The organism is Roseococcus microcysteis, assembly GCF_014764365.1.
GTDB lineage: Bacteria > Pseudomonadota > Alphaproteobacteria > Acetobacterales > Acetobacteraceae > Roseococcus > Roseococcus microcysteis.
This window is the reverse complement of record NZ_CP061718.1, coordinates 3,001,106-3,016,999: the sequence shown is the minus strand read 5'-3', so window position 1 is coordinate 3,016,999 and position 15,894 is coordinate 3,001,106. Positions and strand designations below refer to the sequence as shown.

Genomic DNA, 15,894 nt, shown 5'->3' with positions numbered 1-15,894 from the left:
CTATTCTCCGCCCCACCACAAGGGGTTGAGGCCATATGACCACGCGCACCGAAACCGACAGCCTCGGCACGGTCGAGATTCCCGCCGAGCGCCTCTGGGGCCCGCAGACCGAACGCGCCCGCCACCTCTTCGCCATCGGAACCGAGCGTTTTCCGCCCCTGCTGCTGCGCGCGCTGGGCCAGCAGAAATGGGCGGCGGCGGAGGCCAATGCGCGGCTAGACGAATTGCCGCGCCATTTGACGGACGCCATCCAGCAGGCCGCGCAGGAGATCATCTCCGGCCAGCGCGACGCGGATTTCCCGCTGACCATCTGGCAGACGGGCTCCGGCACGCAGACCAACATGAACGCGAACGAGGTCATCGCGAACCGGGCCAACCAGCTGCTGGGCGCGAAGCTCGGCGCGCGCGCGCCGGTGCATCCCAATGACCATGTGAACCGCGGCCAATCCTCCAATGACAGCTTCCCGACGGTGATGCACCTCGCCGCCGCCGAGGCCGCGCAGCGCCGCCTGAAGCCCGCGCTGGAACTGCTCGCCGCCAGCCTGAACGCGCGGGCCGAGCAATGGGCCGGCATCATCAAGATGGGCCGCACCCATCTGATGGACGCGGTGCCCGTCACGCTGGGCGGTGAATTCGCCACCTGGGCGCGGCAGGTGATCCATGGCGTGGCGCGGCTCGATGCCGCCATGCCGCGGCTGCTGCAACTGCCCCAGGGCGGCACCGCGGCCGGCACGGGGCTGAACCGCCACCCCGATTTCGACCGCGTCTTCTGCGAGGTGGTGGCCACCCGCACCGGCCTGCCCTTCACGCCCAACCCCGACAAGTCCGAGGGCATGGCCGCGCATGACGCGCTGCTGGAACTGCACGGGGCGATGAACACCATCGCGGCCTCGCTGATGAAGATCGGCAATGACATCCGCCTGCTGGGCAGCGGCCCGCGCGCGGGGCTGGCGGAACTCATCATCCCCGATGATGGGCTGTCTTCCAGCATCATGCCCGGCAAGACCAACCCCACCCAGAGCGAGGCGCTGACCATGGTCTGCGCGCAGGTCATGGGCAATCAGGTGACCGTCACCATCGGCGCGTCCCAGGGGCATCTGGAACTCAACACCTTCAAGCCCGTCATCATCCAGGCCGTGCTGCAATCCGCGACACTGATGGCCGAGGCCGCCACCAGCTTCGCCCACCACATGGTGGACAAGCTGGAACCCAACCATGCGCGCCTGGCCGAGAGCCTGGCGAAGTCGCTGATGCTCGCCACCGCGCTGAACCCGCATATCGGCTATGACCGGGCGGTCGCCATCGCCAAGCGCGCCTTGCATGAGGATGTGACGCTGCGCGAGGCCGCCGAACGCGAAGGCGTGGCGGGCGAGGATTTCGACGCCTGGGTCAAACCCGAAGCGATGCTGAGGCCGTGACGGGGCATCTGGTCAAACGCAGCCTGCGGCTGGCGGGCCACGGCACCTCCATCGCGCTGGAGCCCGCCTTCTGGGCCGCGCTGGAGGAGGAGGCCGCGCGCCGCGCCATGCCGCTGGCCGCCCTCATCGCCGAGCAGGACGCGGCGCGCGCCGATGCGGCGGAACCGCTGACCAGCCGGCTGCGCGTCTTCGCCCTGGAATGCGCGCGGCGCGCGGCACGCGGCTGAGACGGGGCGCCTGGAGCGGGATGCGTTGAGGTGGAATCACCGAGGACGCAGAATCCCGCTCTCAACAAAGGTTAGAAACGCATGTGAACGCAGCATGCTCTAGGTGCTGTAGGTGCGGGGCCCGCTGCCGCGGCCCCGGCCCACCGGGTCATGCGGGTCGCTGTCGGTCGGGCCTTGCGGCCGCTGCCCGCCGCGGCCGCGTCCCGGCGGGTCATTCGGATCGGCATCGGTCACGCCGCCACGCCCGCCACCGCGCCCACGCCCCACCGGATCATCGGGGTCGGAATCGGTCACGCCACGCCCGCCACCGCGCCCACGCCCCACCGGGTCGTCCGGGTCGGAATCGGTCACGCCACGCCCGCCACCGCCCCGCCCGCGCCCCACCGGGTCATTGGGGTCGGAATCGGTCACGCCGCCGCGCCCGCCGCCTCCCCGCCCCTGGCCGTGCGGGTCGGACGGGTCGGAATCGGTGACCGGCGGCGGGGCGCGCCGAGGCTCCGGCGGCGCCTTCGGCGCGGGCTCGGGCGGGGCCGGCGTCTTCTGCGCCAGGGCCGCGCCGGCCGGCAGCAGCAAGGCGGTCGCGACCGGCACCCGCAAGATCAGCAGCCGCCGCTTCAGCCGCCCGTGTTCATCCATGTCCGTTCCCTCCGCGTTCCGGAGCGCCAGGGGCGGCGCCGTCCCGGCCCGATCCTCGTCAACGCCGCACCACCATCATCGGATGGAGGCCGCGCGGTCCAGCGCCGCGAGCGCATCGGCCGCGCCCAGCAGCCGCACCTGGCCCTGCAGCCGCAGGCAGACACCCAGCACCAGGCCGCGCGCCAGCAGGCGTTCGGCGCAGGCCTCGCCGTGATCCAGCGCCTCGGCCACCAGCGCCGGGGGCAATTCGCCCACATGCGTGGTCACGGGCAGGTCGCGCAAATCGCTGTCGGGGTCCAGGCTTTCCGCCGGGGCGCGGAGGATGGCCGGGTGGTCCACATCCACCGCATTGGCGATGATGGTGGCGGCGGCGTCGGCCTCGGGCGCGCGGTCGGCCAGCACGGTCACCGCATCGGCGATCCCGCGCGAGAAGCTGCGGCCGCGCCAGCCGGAGGTCGCGATGCCCCGCACCCCATCCCGCCCGCGGATCACGGCCAGCCCATCGGGCACGCCCGCCTCCGGCCCTTCCACCAGCCCCACCCGCAGCGTGCTGGCGGGGGAGAGATGCAGCGCGATGTCGCCGCCATTGTTCACATGCGCGAGCTGCACGCCCGGCACGGCCGCGATGGCGGCCAGCACATGCTCGGCCACGGCACCCGCCACCGCCGCCATGGGGGTGATGAAGATGGCGCGGTGCGGCCAGGCGGCCTCGGCCATGCGGCGGGCGACGGGGTGGCGGAAGCTGGGCATCCGGCCCAGCAGGGGTGTCCGCAGCAGCGGCAATTCCAGCGCCAGGGCGGGCAGCAGGCCGGTCAGCGCCGCGGCCGCGGCCTCCCGCGCCTGGAGCACGGCGGGGCGCAACCCCTCGATGCCGATGACGAGGTCTATGGGCCCGTCCTGCAGATGCAGCCGCCCATCGGGCAGCATGGCGCGCCGGGGCGCGGGCCAATCGCTCATGAAGGCGCGTCGGGCCAGGGGTTGGCGCGGGGCCAGGGGGCGTTCACCGCAGCTTCCGCATGGCGGGAGAGCAGGGTGTCGAGGGCGATGGCCTGGTCCACATGCCCTCCAAGTGCGGCGTAAAGCCCCGCGCGCAAGGTGAATTCGATGGGCGCCACCAAGGCGGGCGTGGGGACATAACCAAAGGCGTTGTCCGGGATGGCCAGCACATCGGCCATGATGGTGATGCCCCCGCCGGGCCAGAGGGTGCAGGGGGCCCCGCCCATGGTCACGCGCACCTCGCCCGCCTGGACGCTGCGCGTGAGCAGGATGGGGTTTTCCGTGACACCCGCGCGCAGCGACCCGCCGGCACCCGCCATGAAGAGGATGGAGGTCAGCGCCGGTTCGCAATTCTCGCCGATGCGGGCGACCGTCTGGGCCACGGCGTCGGGCATCGGCGCCGCCACGGGGCGCAGCGCCTCATCCAGTTCCAGCCAGAGGCTGTCCTCGCCCGTGGTGCTGGTCATCAGCACGCGCATCCCGGGCCAGGCGAGCTTGGCGTCAATGCTCTCGATCAGCGTCAGCGGGTCCGTCACATCGGTCCCGCCCCAGCCGGTGCCGGGGTGGGCCACCTGGAAATAGCGGCCGGGGGTGGAGCGGCGGCCGCGCACGCGCAGGCCGGAGGGGCGCATGTTCAGGCAGCGCCCCGCCTGGTGTTCGGTGAGAACCCCGGTGATGTGGTCGTCCACCACCACCACCTCATCCACATGGCCCTGCCATTGCTGGGCGAAGATGCCGACCGCGGCGCTGCCGCAGCCCACCCGCATGCGCGTCTCGGCCACGCCGTTCACGATGGGCGCGGCCCCGGCCTGGAGCGTGACGCGCGAGCCGCCCGGGATGGTCACCTCGATCGCCTGCTTGCGGCACAGCGCCAGCATGGCCGCGCAGGTGACCTGCCCCTCGCGCTTGGAGCCGCCGGTCAAATGCCGCACCCCGCCGAGGGAGAGCATCTGCGAGCCATATTCGGCGGTGGTGACATGGCCGATCTGCTCGCCCTCATGCATCACCGGCGCGCATTCGGGGCCGAGGTGGCGGTCGGTGTCGATCTTCACCTTCAGCCCGCAATAGCTGAAGATTCCCTCGGTCACGACGGTGACGGTGTCCACGCCCTCATGCTTCTGGGCCACGATGAAGGGGGCGGGCTTGTAGTCCGGATAGGTGGTGCCGGCGCCGATGGCCGTCACGAAGACCTGGGGCGCGGGGGTGACGCCGCCCGCCCAATCCTCGGCGGCGTCGAGGAAGGGCACGATCGGCGCGCCCTCCTCCACCGCCTGGTGCAGCAGCACCAGCGGGTCGGTGCGGATGAGGCGGCCATCCTCATTTGCGTAACGGTGGCAGGCCCCGGCGCGGCCGGGGCGGATGCGGCAGAGCACGGGGCAGGCGTCGCAGCGGACGATGCCCTCATTCCCCTCGCGGGCGCCGAATTGCTCGGTCCGGTCGGTCATGGGCGGGCCGCCAGGTGGGGGTGTCGCAAATCCTGCCTCCGTCATCGCAACGGATTGTGCTTTCCCTTGGCGACACGCTCAATCGGAAACTAGGCTGGGATATCAGGCGCAAGGGGGATTGGATGGCGCGGGTTCTGGTGCGTGGCATTGGAGTTTTCTTCACGGGCGAGATGGAGACCCCCCTCCGGGACGCCGACGCCCTGCTGATCGAGGGCGGGAAGGTGGCCGGCATCGGCCGTGCGGCGGATTTCGACGCGGAAGGCGCCACGGTCATTGACGCCAAGGGCTGCGCCGTGATGCCGGGCCTGATCGACAACCATGTCCACCCCGCATTCGGCGACTGGACGCCGCGCCAGAACCAGCTGGGCTGGATCGAGGCCATGGTGCATGGCGGCACCACCACCCTGATCTCGGCCGGCGAGGTCCATCTGCCCGGCCGCCCCAAGGACCCGGTGGGGGTGAAGGCGCTGGCCATCGCGGCGCAGCGCTGCTTCAGCGCCTTCCGTCCCATGGGCGCGCGGGTGCTGGCCGGCGCCCCGGTGCCCGAGCGCGGCCTGACCGCCGCCGACTATGCCGAGATGGCCGCCGCCGGCGTGCGCTTCGTGGGCGAGTTCGGCCTGGGCACCGTCAAGGACGAGGCCGAGGTGGTGGAGGTGATGGGCCATGTCCGCGCCGCCGGGCTGAATGCCATGATCCATTGCGGCGGGCCCTCCATCGCGGGCTCGAACCTCATGCAGGCGCCGGTGGTGATCGCGGCCGATGCGGACATCGTGGCGCATATCAATGGCGGGCCGACCAGCCTGCCGGCGGCGGAGCTGACCAAGGTGATCGAGGGCACGAAGCGCGCCATCGAGGTGGTCCACAACGGCAACCCGCGCAACGCCATCCACGCCATGAACGTGCTGCGCGAGATGGGCCGGCTCGACCGGCTGGTGCTGGGCACGGACAGCCCGGCGGGGTCGGGCGTGCAGCCCTTGGGTGTCATGCGGACCATCTCGCTGCTGTGCAGCCTGGGCGGGCTCGATCCGGCCGTTGCGATTGCCGCCGCGGGCGGCAACACGGCGCGCTGGCGGGGCATCGAGGCCGGGACCATCGCGGTGGGGCGCGCGGCGGATTTGGTGTTCCTGGACGCCCCCATCGGCGGGGCGGGCAGCGATGCGGCCCAGGCCTTCAGCTTCGGCGAATTGCCCGGCATCGGCATGGTGATGGTGGATGGCGAGGTGAAGACCGGGCGCAGCCGCAACACGCCCCCCGCCGCGCGCATCCCGGAGGTGCTGGCATGATCATCCGGAAATACCTCTCGCTGGTGGAGGAGGTGGCGCTGGAACAGGGCCGGGAGGTCACGCCCCCCATCCGCCGCGCCGTCGCCGCCTGCGTGCTGCAGAACCCCTTCGCGGGGCGCTATGTCGAGGACCTCGCGCCCCTGATCGAGGCGGGAGAGGCGCTGGGCGCCGAACTCGCCGCCCGCGCGGTGGCCGCGCTGGGCATTCCGGGCGAGGCGGTCCACAGCTTCGGCAAGGCCGCCGTGGTGGGCGAGGGGGGCGAGCTGGAACACGCCGCCGCCCTGCTTCACCCGAAGATGGGCGCGCCGGTGCGCGCCGCGCTGGGCAAGGGGCCGGCGCTGATTCCCTCGGCCAAGAAGCGGGGCGGGATGGGCACGGCCATTGATATCCCGCTCGGCCACAAGGATGCGGCCTTTGTCCGCTCGCATTTCGACGCCATCGAGTTCCGCTGCACCGATGCGCCCATGGCCGGCGAAATCCTGCTCTGCCTCGCGCTGACCACCGGGGGGCGGCCGCTGCCGCGCATCGGCGGGCTCGAGGTGAAAAACATTGTGGGGATGGATGGTTTGCGATGACACTGGAGGAAGGTTGAACTCCCGCCGGCCACACCATGGATGACCAGCTTCGCCTCGTCCTGAACGGGGCGCCCCGCACCCTGCCCCGCCACCAGAGCCCCACCACCACCCTGCTGGACTGGCTGCGCGCCGAAGGGCTGACCGGCGCCAAGGAAGGCTGCGCCGAGGGCGATTGCGGCGCCTGCACCGTGGTGCTGGAGGGCTCCGATGGCGCCCGCACGCCCGTGAATGCCTGTCTCTGCGTGCTGGGCCAGCTGCATGGCCGCGCCATCCGCACCGTGGAGGGGCTGGGGCCGCAGCACACCGTCCCGCGCGCCCTGGCCGAGGCGGATGCCACCCAATGCGGCTTCTGCACACCCGGCATCGTCATGTCCGCCTGGGCCCATACGCGCGAGGGCGGGGACCCGCATGAGGCGCTGGCGGGAAATCTCTGCCGCTGCACGGGCTACCGCCCCATCCTGGACGCCATGGCCCGCATGCAGGATGACGGCGCGGCGCCGCCCGCCCTTCCGGCGCCGGACAGCGCGAAATTCGGCGGGTTCCACTTGCCGGCCTCGCTGGACGAGGCGCTGGCGCTGCGCGCCGTGCGGCCGGAGGCCGTGGTGCTGATGGGTGGCACCGATCTCGGCCTGCGCTTTTCCGAGCATCGGGAGCATCCGGCCCAAGTGCTCTGCCTGCTGAACGTGGCCGAGATGCAGGGGGTGGAGGTGCGCGCCACCGGGCTGCGCATCGGCGCCGCCGCAAGCTATGCCGAATGGCTGCGCGCCTGCCGCGCCGACCCTGTCTGGGCGCCGCTGGTGCCCTATCTGTCGCGGCTGGGCTCACGGCAGATCCGGGGGCTGGGGACGGTGGCGGGCAATCTCGGCACGGCCTCGCCCATCGGGGATGCGCTGCCGGTGCTGCTGGCCTTGGGCGCGGTGGTGGAGGTGGCGCAGTTGCGCGGCGTGCGGCACATCCCGGTGGGGGAGTTCCTGACGGGCTATCGCCGCAACGCCCTGGCGCCGGAGGAGCTGATCGTCGCCATCCACCTGCCCCGCCCGCCGAAGGGCGCCTTCCTGGCGGCGGAGAAGCTCTCGCGCCGGCATGACCAGGACATCAGCGCCGTGTCCCTCGCCGCCCTCATCACCTTCGAGGACGGCGTGGTGCGCGAGGCGCGGCTCGCCTTCGGCGGCATGGACGCGACCGCCCGCCGCTGCGCCCCCGCCGAGGCCGCCTTGCGCGGCCGGGTGCTGGATGACGGCGCGCTGGCCGGCGCGGGCCAGGCGCTGGACTTCACGCCCATGGCCGATTGGCGCGGCAGCGCCGAGTTCCGGATGGAGGCCGCGCGCGGGCTGCTGCGGCGCCTGGCACTTCGCCATGCCGGGCTGCCCGCGGAGGTCTTCGCATGATGGACGGCAGCAGCTTCCGCCTGAAGCATGCTGGCCAGGCCATGCGCCATGACAGCGCGCTGAAGCATGCGACGGGCGAGGCGCGCTTCCTGGACGACATGCCCGAACCCGCGGGGCTGCTGCATGCGGCGCTGGTGCTCTCGCCCGTGGCGCATGGGAAGCTGGACGCGCTGCACATGGCCGCCGCCGTCGCCATGCCGGGCGTGGTGCGGATCATCACGCCCGCGGACATTCCGGGCGAGAACGACATCGCCCCCATCGCGGCCGGTGAAGTGATGCTGGCCGAGGAATTGGTGGAGCATCATGGCCAGGCGCTGGCCATCGTGGTCGCCCACACCCGCGACGAGGCGCTGCGCGCGGCCGCCGCCGTCGCGGCCGCGATCACGCCCCTGCCGCCCGTGCTCAGCATCGAGGAAGGGCTGGCGCGGGAGGCCTGGATCGTGAAGCCGCAGACCATGGTGGCGGGCGATGCGGCCGCCGCGCTGGAGGCCGCGCCGCACCGCCTTTCCGGCGAGTTCCATGTGGGCGGGCAGGAGCATTTCTACCTGGAAGGGCAGATCGCGCTGGCCATCCCGGGCGAGGAGGAGGAGATGCTGGTGCATTCCTCCACCCAGCACCCGACCGAGGTGCAGCACATCGTGGCCCGGGTGCTGGGCGTGCCCTATCACCGCGTCACGGTGCAATGCCGCCGCATGGGCGGCGCCTTCGGCGGCAAGGAGAGCAATGCGAGCTGGATCGCCGCCGCCGCCGCCGTGGCCGCCCGGCTGACGGGCCGCCCCGTGAAGCTGCGCCTGCCCCGCCGCGCCGACATGGCGGCCACGGGCAAGCGCCACCCCTTCCTCTATCGCTGGCAGGTGGGGTTCGACGATGCGGGACGGCTGCTCGGCCTCGATGCGCTGCTGGCGGGGGATGGCGGGCATTCGGTGGACATGTCGGCCGGCGTGGTGTTCCGCGCCCTGACCCATGCGCTGAACTGCTATGGCGTGCCGGCGCACCGCATCACGGCCTGCGCGGTGAAGACCAACCATGTCAGCAACACCGCCTTCCGCGGCTTCGGCGGCCCCCAGGGCGCCTTGCTGATGGAGGAGGTGCTGCACGCCGTGGCCCGCCACCTGAGCCTGGATGTGGATGCGGTGCGCGACGCCAACTTCGCCAGCCGCACCCCCTATGGCCAAGCGCTGGACCCGAGCCTGACGCGCCGCGTCCTGGCCGAGGCGAAGCAGGATGCGGGCTGGGAAGCGAAGCGCGCCGAGATCGCGGCCTTCAACGCCGCCCATCCCACGCTGCGGCGGGGGCTTGGTTCCTTCGTCTGCGCCTTCGGCATCAGCTTCGGCATCGTCCACCTGAACCAGGCCGGCGCGCTGGTGCATGTCTACACCGATGGCTCCATCCGCCTCGCCCATGGCGGGACGGAGATGGGCCAGGGGCTGTTCATCAAGGTGGCGCAGGTGGTGGCGGAGGTGTTCTCCGTGCCGGTCGAGAGCGTGGGCATCAGCGCCACCTCCACCGCCGAGATCCCCAACACCAGCGCCACCGCCGCCAGCACCGGCAGCGACCTGAATGGCTGGGCCGCGCACGCGGCCGCGACCACGCTGCGCGAACGCATGGCGGAGGTGGCGGCGCAGCATTTCGGCTGCCCCGTGCAGGAGGTCGTCTTCGAGGATGGCCAGGTCTTCCCGGGCGGCGCCGGCAGCAACAAGCGCCTGACCTTCGGGGAGCTGGCGAAGCTGTGCTGGAAGGCCCGCGTCAGCCTTTCCGCCACCGGCTTCTACAAGACGCCGGACATCCACTGGGATGCCGAGTCGCTGAAGGGCGAACCCTTCCATTATTTCACCTATGGCGCCGCGGTGGCGGAGGTGATGCTGGACACGCTGACGGGGGAGCATCGCTGCCTCTCCGCGCATCTGGTCCAGGATTGCGGGCGCAGCCTGAACCCGGCCATCGACCTCGGCCAGATCGAGGGCGGATTCGTGCAGGGTATGGGCTGGCTCACCACCGAGGAATTGTGGTGGGACGCCCAGGGGCGGCAGCGCACGCTGGGGCCCTCCACCTACAAGATTCCGGGCTCCCGCGATGTGCCGCCGGTGCTGCACACGCGGTTGCTGGCGGGCTCCGCCGGGCGGGCGCGGACGCTGTTCCGCTCCAAGGCCGTGGGGGAGCCGCCCCTGCTGCTGGCCACCGCCGTGGTCAATGCGCTGCGCGACGCCGCGGGGCTGGTCCACCTCGATCTGCCGGCCACGCCGGAGCGGCTTCTGCTCAATTTGAAGGCAATAAAATCGGGTCCGTAAAGGCGCTTGCATGTCGCTGCGGGCTTGGCCATACAGGCATGGCTGGGCTGCGCAATAAGCAACCCGGCAGGGACAGAAGCCGCCGGGGCCAACCCCGGATCAACAATGGCGTGGGGGACGGATCCGGGTGAGCGACATCATCCTTCAGACGGAGAATCTGACGAAGGAGTTCCGCGGCTTTCTGGCCGTCCAGGACGTCAACATCAATGTGCAGCGGGGCACCATCCATGGGCTGATCGGGCCCAATGGCGCGGGCAAGACCACCTGCTTCAACCTTCTCACGAAATTCCTGATCCCGACGCGCGGGACCATCACCTATGACGGGCGCGACATCACGCGGATGAAGCCCGCGGAGGTGGCGCGGCTCGGCCTCGTGCGGTCCTTCCAGATCTCGGCGGTCTTCGCGAACCTCTCGGTGCTGGAGAATGTCCGCATGGCGTTGCAGCGCCAGCGTGGCGCCAGCTTCGACTTCTGGCGCTCGGAGAAGGTGCTGCGGCAATATGACGACCGCGCGCATGAATTGCTGGCCGATGTGGGGCTGACCGAATACGCCGATCTGCGCGCCGGCCAGTTGCCCTATGGCCGCAAGCGCGCGCTGGAGATCGCCACCACGCTCGCGATGGACCCCGCGATGATGCTGCTGGACGAGCCCACCGCCGGCATGACGCATGAGGATGTGGACCGCATCGTCACCCTGGTGAAGCGCGTCTCGGCGGGCCGCACGGTGCTGCTGGTGGAGCACAACCTCAAGGTCGTGGAGGGCCTCTGCGACCGCATCACGGTGCTGGCCCGCGGCCAGATCCTGGCCGAGGGCGACTACGCCGCCGTCAGCCGCAACCCGGAGGTGCAGGCGGCCTATCTCGGCACCGACCCCTCCTCCGTCGGCGTTCCGGAGGGCGCGCACCATGGCTGACGCGCCGCTGCTCCAGGTGAAGGGCCTCGAGGCCTGGTATGGCGAGAGCCACGTGCTGCATGGCGTGGACATCCACATCAATGCCGGCGAGGTGGTGACACTGCTCGGCCGCAACGGCGCGGGCAAGACCTCCACGCTGCGCTCCATCATGGGGCTGGTGGGGCGCCGCGCGGGCTCGGTGAAGTATGAGGGGCGGGAGCTGATCGGCGCGCGCTCCGACATCATCGCGCGCGCGGGCATCGGCTATGTGCCGGAGGAGCGGGGGATCTTCGCCTCGCTCTCGGTTTACGAGAACCTGATGCTGCCGCCCGAGGTGCTGCCGGGCGGCCTCTCCGTGCCCACCATCTATGAGCTGTTCCCGAACTTGCAGGAGCGCCGCAACAGCCCGGGCACCAAGCTCTCGGGCGGCGAGCAGCAGATGCTGGCCATCGGCCGCATCCTGCGCACGGGTGCCAAGCTGCTGCTGCTGGACGAGCCTTCGGAAGGGCTTGCCCCCGTCATCGTGCAGCAGATCGGCCGCACCATCCGCGAGCTGAAGAGCCGCGGCTTCACGGTGCTGCTGGTCGAGCAGAATTTCCGCTTCGCGCAGACGGTGGCGGACCGCCACTACGTCATGGAGCACGGGCGGGTCGTGGACATGGTCAGCAATGCGGAGCTGAACGCCTCCATGGACCGCCTCCACGAATATCTGGGCGTCTGAGACCGACAAGAAGCGGCCGGACCGGAAACCCCAAGGAAGGAAACCCAAGAAAATGACCACCACCACCCGCCGCACCTTACTCGGGGCCGCCGCCACCGCGCCGGCCTGGGGTGCGCTGCCGATGTCGCGCGCCCGCGCGCAGGCGGCCAACACCATCCGCATCGGCGTGCTGACCGACATGTCCGGCACCTTCCGTGACCTGAACGGGCCGAACACGGTGGCGGCCACGCGGCTCGCCATCCAGGAATTCGCGGGCCGCGGCTTCAACGTGGAAATGGTGGTGGCCGACCACCAGAACCGCCCCGATGTCGCCACGGCCACCGCCCGCCAGTGGTTCGACCGCGACAATGTGGACGTGGTCAGCAGCCTGGCCGCCTCCTCCGTGGCGCTGGCCGTGGCGGACCTGGCGCGCGAGCGCAACAAGGTGGCCATCGCCACCTCCACCGCCACCTCGGACCTGACGGGCCGGGCGTGCAGCCCCAACACCGTCCACTGGGTGTATGACACCTACATGCTCTCCAAGGTGGCGGGTGCCGCCATGGTGCGCGCGGGCGGCGACACCTGGTTCTTCCTGACCGCGGACTACGCCTTCGGCCATGCGCTGGAACGCGACACCACGGGCTTCGTGCGCGCCGCCGGCGGCCGTGTGCTGGGCAGCGTCCGCACGCCCTTCCCCGGCACGACCGACTTCAGCTCCTTCCTGCTCCAGGCCCAGGCCAGCCGCGCGAAGGTGATCGGGCTGGCCAATGCCGGCGTGGACACCATCAACTCCATCAAGCAGGCGGCGGAATTCGGCATCACGCGGCGCGGCACCAAGATCGCCTCGCTGCTGCTGTTCATCACCGACGTGCACGCGCTGGGGCTGGAGGTGGCGCAGGGCCTGGTCTGCGCCAACACCTTCTACTGGGATTTGAACGACGGCACGCGCGACGTGTCGCGGCGCATCCTGGCGCTGGCCGGCGGCGACATGCCGGTGGCGATGAGCCATGCGGGCGACTACGCGGCCAACCTGCACTACCTCAAGGCCGTGGCCGACATGGGGGTGGCCGCCGCCAAGGCCAGCGGGCGCGACGCCGTGGCGCGCATGAAGGCCATGCCGACCAATGACCTGGCCTTCGGCGAGGGCCGCATCCGCGAGGATGGCCGCAAGCTGAACCGCGCCTACCTCTTCGAGGTGAAGACCCCGGCCGAAAGCCGCGGCCGGCACGACTACTACAAGCTGCTGCAGTCCACCGACGCCGAGGAGCCCTGGCGGCCCCTGGCCGAGGGCGGCTGCGGCTTCATCCGCAGCTGAAGCGGCCAAGCGCAACAGAGGAAGGAGTTCCCCCATGAGCACCACTTCCCGCCGCACCCTGCTCGGAGCCGCCGCCACGGCGCCCGTGTGGGGCGCGCTGCCCTATCGCTCGGCCCGCGCCCAGGCGGCCAACACCATCCGCATCGGCGTGATGAACGACCAGTCGGGCCTCTACCGCGACCTCTCGGGGCCGGGCTCCACCCAGGCCGTGCGCCTCGCGGTGCAGGAAAGCGGCATCACCCAGCGCGGCGTCACTGTCGAGGTCATCCAGGCGGACCACCAGAACCGCCCGGATGTCGGCTCCACCGTGGTGCGGCAATGGATCGACCGCGACAATGTGGACGTGATCGTGGACGTGCCCACCAGCTCGGTGGCGCTGGCCGTCAACACCATCGTGCGCGAGCGCAACAAGGTGTTCCTGAACAGCGGTGCCGCGACCTCCGACCTGACGGGCGCGCAGTGCAGCCCCAACACCATCCACTGGACCTATGACACCTGGATGCTGGCCAACAGCACCGGGGGCGCGATGGTGGCCGCCGGCGGCCAGACCTGGTTCTTCATCACGGCCGACTACGCCTTCGGCCATGCGCTGGAGCGCGACACCGGCGCCTTCGTCCGCCAGGCCGGCGGCCGCATCCTGGGCAATGTCCGCACGCCCTTCCCCGGCACGACGGATTTCAGCAGCTTCCTGCTGCAGGCCCAGGCCTCCCGCGCGCAGGTGATCGGGCTGGCCAATGCGGGCGGCGACACCATCAACTCCATCAAGCAGGCCGCCGAATTCGGCATCACGCGGCGCGGCGTGCGGCTGGCGGGGCTGCTGGTCTTCGCGACCGACGTGCATGCGCTGGGCCTGCAGACGGCGCAGGGCCTCGTGCTGACCGAGACCTTCTACTGGGATCTGAACGACAAGACCCGCGCCTTCACCCAGCGCCTGGGCCCGATGCCCAATGACACCCGCCCCTCCATGGTGCAGGCCGGCTGCTATTCCTCCGTGCTGCACTACCTGAAGGCGGTGGGCGAGATGGGCGTGGCCGCGGCCAAGGCGAATGGCGCCGAGGCGGTGGCCCGCATGAAGGCCATGCCGACCAGCGATGACGCCTTCGGCGAGGGCACCATCCGCGCCGATGGCCGCAAGCTGCACCCCGCCTACCTGTTCCAGGTGAAGACGCCCGAAGAGAGCCGCGGCGCCTGGGACTACTACAAGCTGCTGCAGACCGTGCCCGCCGACCAGGCCTTCCGCCCCATGGCCGCCGGCAATTGCGCGCTCGTCCGCAGCTGAACTGACGCGTGAGGGGGCGGGGGCAACAACCCCGCCCCCGCCTGCCTTGCCTGCACCTCCCGGGAGAAACGAAAAATGTCCCAATTCCATCGCCGCGCGCTGCTGGGCGGCGCGGCCGCCACCGCCGCCTTTGGCGCCCTGCCCGCCCATGTGGCGCGGGCCCAGGCCGCGAACACCGTCCGCATCGGCATCCTCAACGACCAGTCGGGCCTCTATCGCGACGTGAACGGCCCGGGCTCGGTCGCCTGCGTGCGCCAGGCCATCCAGGATTCCGGCGTGGCCGCGCGCGGCGTCAATGTCGAGGTGGTGGTGGGTGACCACCAGAACCGCCCCGATGTCGGCTCCACCATCACGCGCCAATGGATCGACCGCGACAATGTGGACGTGATCCTGGACGTGCCGACCAGCTCCGTCGCGCTCGCCGTCAACACCATCGTGCGCGAGCGGAACAAGATCTTCCTCAACTCCAGCGCCGCGACCAGCGACCTGACGGGCGCGCAGTGCAGCCCCAACACCATCCACTGGACCTATGACACCTACATGCTCGCCAAGAGCACGGGTGGCGCCATGGTGCGGGCGGGGGGCGACACCTGGTTCTTCATCACGGCCGACTACGCCTTCGGCCATGCGCTGGAGCGCGACACGGCGGGCTTCGTGCGCGCGGCCGGCGGGCGGGTGCTGGGCCAGGTCCGCACGCCCTTCCCGGGCACGACGGATTTCAGCTCCTTCCTCGTGCAGGCGCAGTCCAGCCGCGCCAAGGTGATCGGGCTGGCGAATGCCGGCGGCGACACCATCAACTCCATCAAGCAGGCCGCCGAATTCGGCGTGACGCGCCGCGGCACCAAGCTCGCCGCGCTGCTGATGTTCATCAGCGACGTGCACAGCCTGGGGCTGGAGACGGCGCAGGGCCTCGTCTGCACCGAGAGCTTCTACTGGGACCTGAACGACCGCACCCGCGCCTTCACCCAGCGCGTGCTGCCCTCGATGCCGGGCGGGCTGCGCCCGGGCATGGGCCAGGCGGGCTGCTACTCGGCCATCATGCATTACCTCAAGACGGTGGCGGAGATGGGCGTGCCGGCGGCGCGCGCCAGCGGCGTCGAGACCGTGAACCGCATGAAGGCCCAGCCCACCAATGACGACGCGATGGGCGAGGGCACGATCCGCCCCGATGGCCGCCGCATCCAGCCCGTCTACCTCTTCGAGGTGAAGACGCCGGCCGAAAGCCGCGGCGCCTGGGACTACTACAAGCTGCTGCAGACCACCCCGGCCGCCGAGGCCTTCCGCCCGGTGGGCGAGGGCAACTGCGCCCTGGTCCGCAGCTGAGGAATACCCCCGGGCCGGCCGGCCCGGGGGCGCGTGTGACTTCACCGGGGCACGGCCGCCCCGCCCTGCCCGGCACGGTTGCGCCGGGCGTGGTGGGGCGGCCGAACCCTTGCCAGGGATGACTGATTC

Annotated in this window: 14 protein-coding genes; 11 read left to right on the top strand and 3 right to left on the bottom strand. The window is 71.0% G+C overall.

Translation table 11 applies throughout. The annotated features are described in order from the left end of the window. The first annotated feature begins 35 nt into the window (after positions 1 to 35). Both ICW72_RS14510 and ICW72_RS14505 read left to right on the top strand, forming a co-directional pair. Positions 36 to 1,418 (top strand): class II fumarate hydratase, encoded by a 1,383-nt coding sequence (locus ICW72_RS14510; RefSeq protein ID WP_191083363.1) that lies wholly within the window; start codon positions 36 to 38, stop codon positions 1,416 to 1,418. Continuing rightward, positions 1,415 to 1,645: a ribbon-helix-helix domain-containing protein gene (locus ICW72_RS14505; protein ID WP_191083362.1), complete on the top strand. Its 231-nt coding sequence runs from the start codon at positions 1,415 to 1,417 to the stop codon at positions 1,643 to 1,645. Before ICW72_RS14510 ends, ICW72_RS14505 begins: the two co-directional genes overlap by 4 nt. 99 nt (positions 1,646 to 1,744) lie before the next feature. Here ICW72_RS14505 and ICW72_RS14500 read toward each other — a convergent pair whose 3' ends face one another. The 3 genes from ICW72_RS14500 to ICW72_RS14490 all read right to left on the bottom strand — a co-directional run bounded on the left by ICW72_RS14500 (position 1,745) and on the right by ICW72_RS14490 (position 4,722). Further along, positions 1,745 to 2,281 carry a hypothetical protein gene (locus ICW72_RS14500; RefSeq protein WP_191083361.1) on the bottom strand — a complete coding sequence of 179 codons (537 nt, stop codon included), beginning with the start codon at positions 2,279 to 2,281 and terminating at the stop codon, positions 1,745 to 1,747. Between the two features lie 75 nt (positions 2,282 to 2,356). Further along, positions 2,357 to 3,238: a UPF0280 family protein gene (locus ICW72_RS14495; protein ID WP_191083360.1), complete on the bottom strand. Its 882-nt coding sequence runs from the start codon at positions 3,236 to 3,238 to the stop codon at positions 2,357 to 2,359. Beyond that, positions 3,235 to 4,722 carry a 6-hydroxynicotinate reductase gene (locus ICW72_RS14490; protein ID WP_191083359.1) on the bottom strand — a complete coding sequence of 496 codons (1,488 nt, stop codon included), beginning with the start codon at positions 4,720 to 4,722 and terminating at the stop codon, positions 3,235 to 3,237. Before ICW72_RS14490 ends, ICW72_RS14495 begins: the two co-directional genes overlap by 4 nt. Positions 4,723 to 4,892: 170 nt before the next feature. On the opposite strand from ICW72_RS14490, the gene ICW72_RS14485 reads away from it, so the two are divergent. The 9 genes from ICW72_RS14485 to ICW72_RS14445 all read left to right on the top strand — a co-directional run bounded on the left by ICW72_RS14485 (position 4,893) and on the right by ICW72_RS14445 (position 15,765). Then, a complete protein-coding gene (locus tag ICW72_RS14485; RefSeq protein WP_223880606.1) occupies positions 4,893 to 6,005 on the top strand; it encodes an amidohydrolase family protein in 1,113 nt (370 codons plus the stop codon). Then, positions 6,002 to 6,580: an amino acid synthesis family protein gene (locus ICW72_RS14480; RefSeq protein WP_191083357.1), complete on the top strand. Its 579-nt coding sequence runs from the start codon at positions 6,002 to 6,004 to the stop codon at positions 6,578 to 6,580. The genes ICW72_RS14485 and ICW72_RS14480 overlap by 4 nt, the downstream gene beginning before the upstream one ends. Before the next feature lie 35 nt (positions 6,581 to 6,615). Then, positions 6,616 to 7,968, top strand: coding sequence for an FAD binding domain-containing protein (locus ICW72_RS14475; protein WP_191083356.1), 1,353 nt, complete (start codon positions 6,616 to 6,618; stop codon positions 7,966 to 7,968). Beyond that, a complete protein-coding gene (xdhB, locus tag ICW72_RS14470) occupies positions 7,965 to 10,256 on the top strand; it encodes a xanthine dehydrogenase molybdopterin binding subunit (protein WP_223880605.1) in 2,292 nt (763 codons plus the stop codon). Before ICW72_RS14475 ends, xdhB begins: the two co-directional genes overlap by 4 nt. Before the next feature lie 127 nt (positions 10,257 to 10,383). Next, on the top strand, positions 10,384 to 11,169 hold the full coding sequence (locus ICW72_RS14465; protein ID WP_191083355.1) for an ABC transporter ATP-binding protein: 786 nt from the start codon (positions 10,384 to 10,386) through the stop codon (positions 11,167 to 11,169). Continuing rightward, entirely contained in the window at positions 11,162 to 11,869 is a 708-nt protein-coding gene (locus ICW72_RS14460) for an ABC transporter ATP-binding protein (RefSeq protein ID WP_191083354.1), read from the top strand. Before ICW72_RS14465 ends, ICW72_RS14460 begins: the two co-directional genes overlap by 8 nt. Positions 11,870 to 11,921: 52 nt before the next feature. Continuing rightward, entirely contained in the window at positions 11,922 to 13,163 is a 1,242-nt protein-coding gene (locus tag ICW72_RS14455; RefSeq protein WP_191083353.1) for an ABC transporter substrate-binding protein, read from the top strand. A 34-nt stretch (positions 13,164 to 13,197) separates the two neighbouring features. Continuing rightward, positions 13,198 to 14,442, top strand: a complete 1,245-nt coding sequence (locus tag ICW72_RS14450) for an ABC transporter substrate-binding protein (protein ID WP_191083352.1) — start codon at positions 13,198 to 13,200, stop codon at positions 14,440 to 14,442. A 75-nt stretch (positions 14,443 to 14,517) separates the two neighbouring features. Further along, positions 14,518 to 15,765, top strand: a complete 1,248-nt coding sequence (locus tag ICW72_RS14445; RefSeq protein ID WP_191083351.1) for an ABC transporter substrate-binding protein — start codon at positions 14,518 to 14,520, stop codon at positions 15,763 to 15,765. Positions 15,766 to 15,894 lie beyond the last annotated feature (129 nt).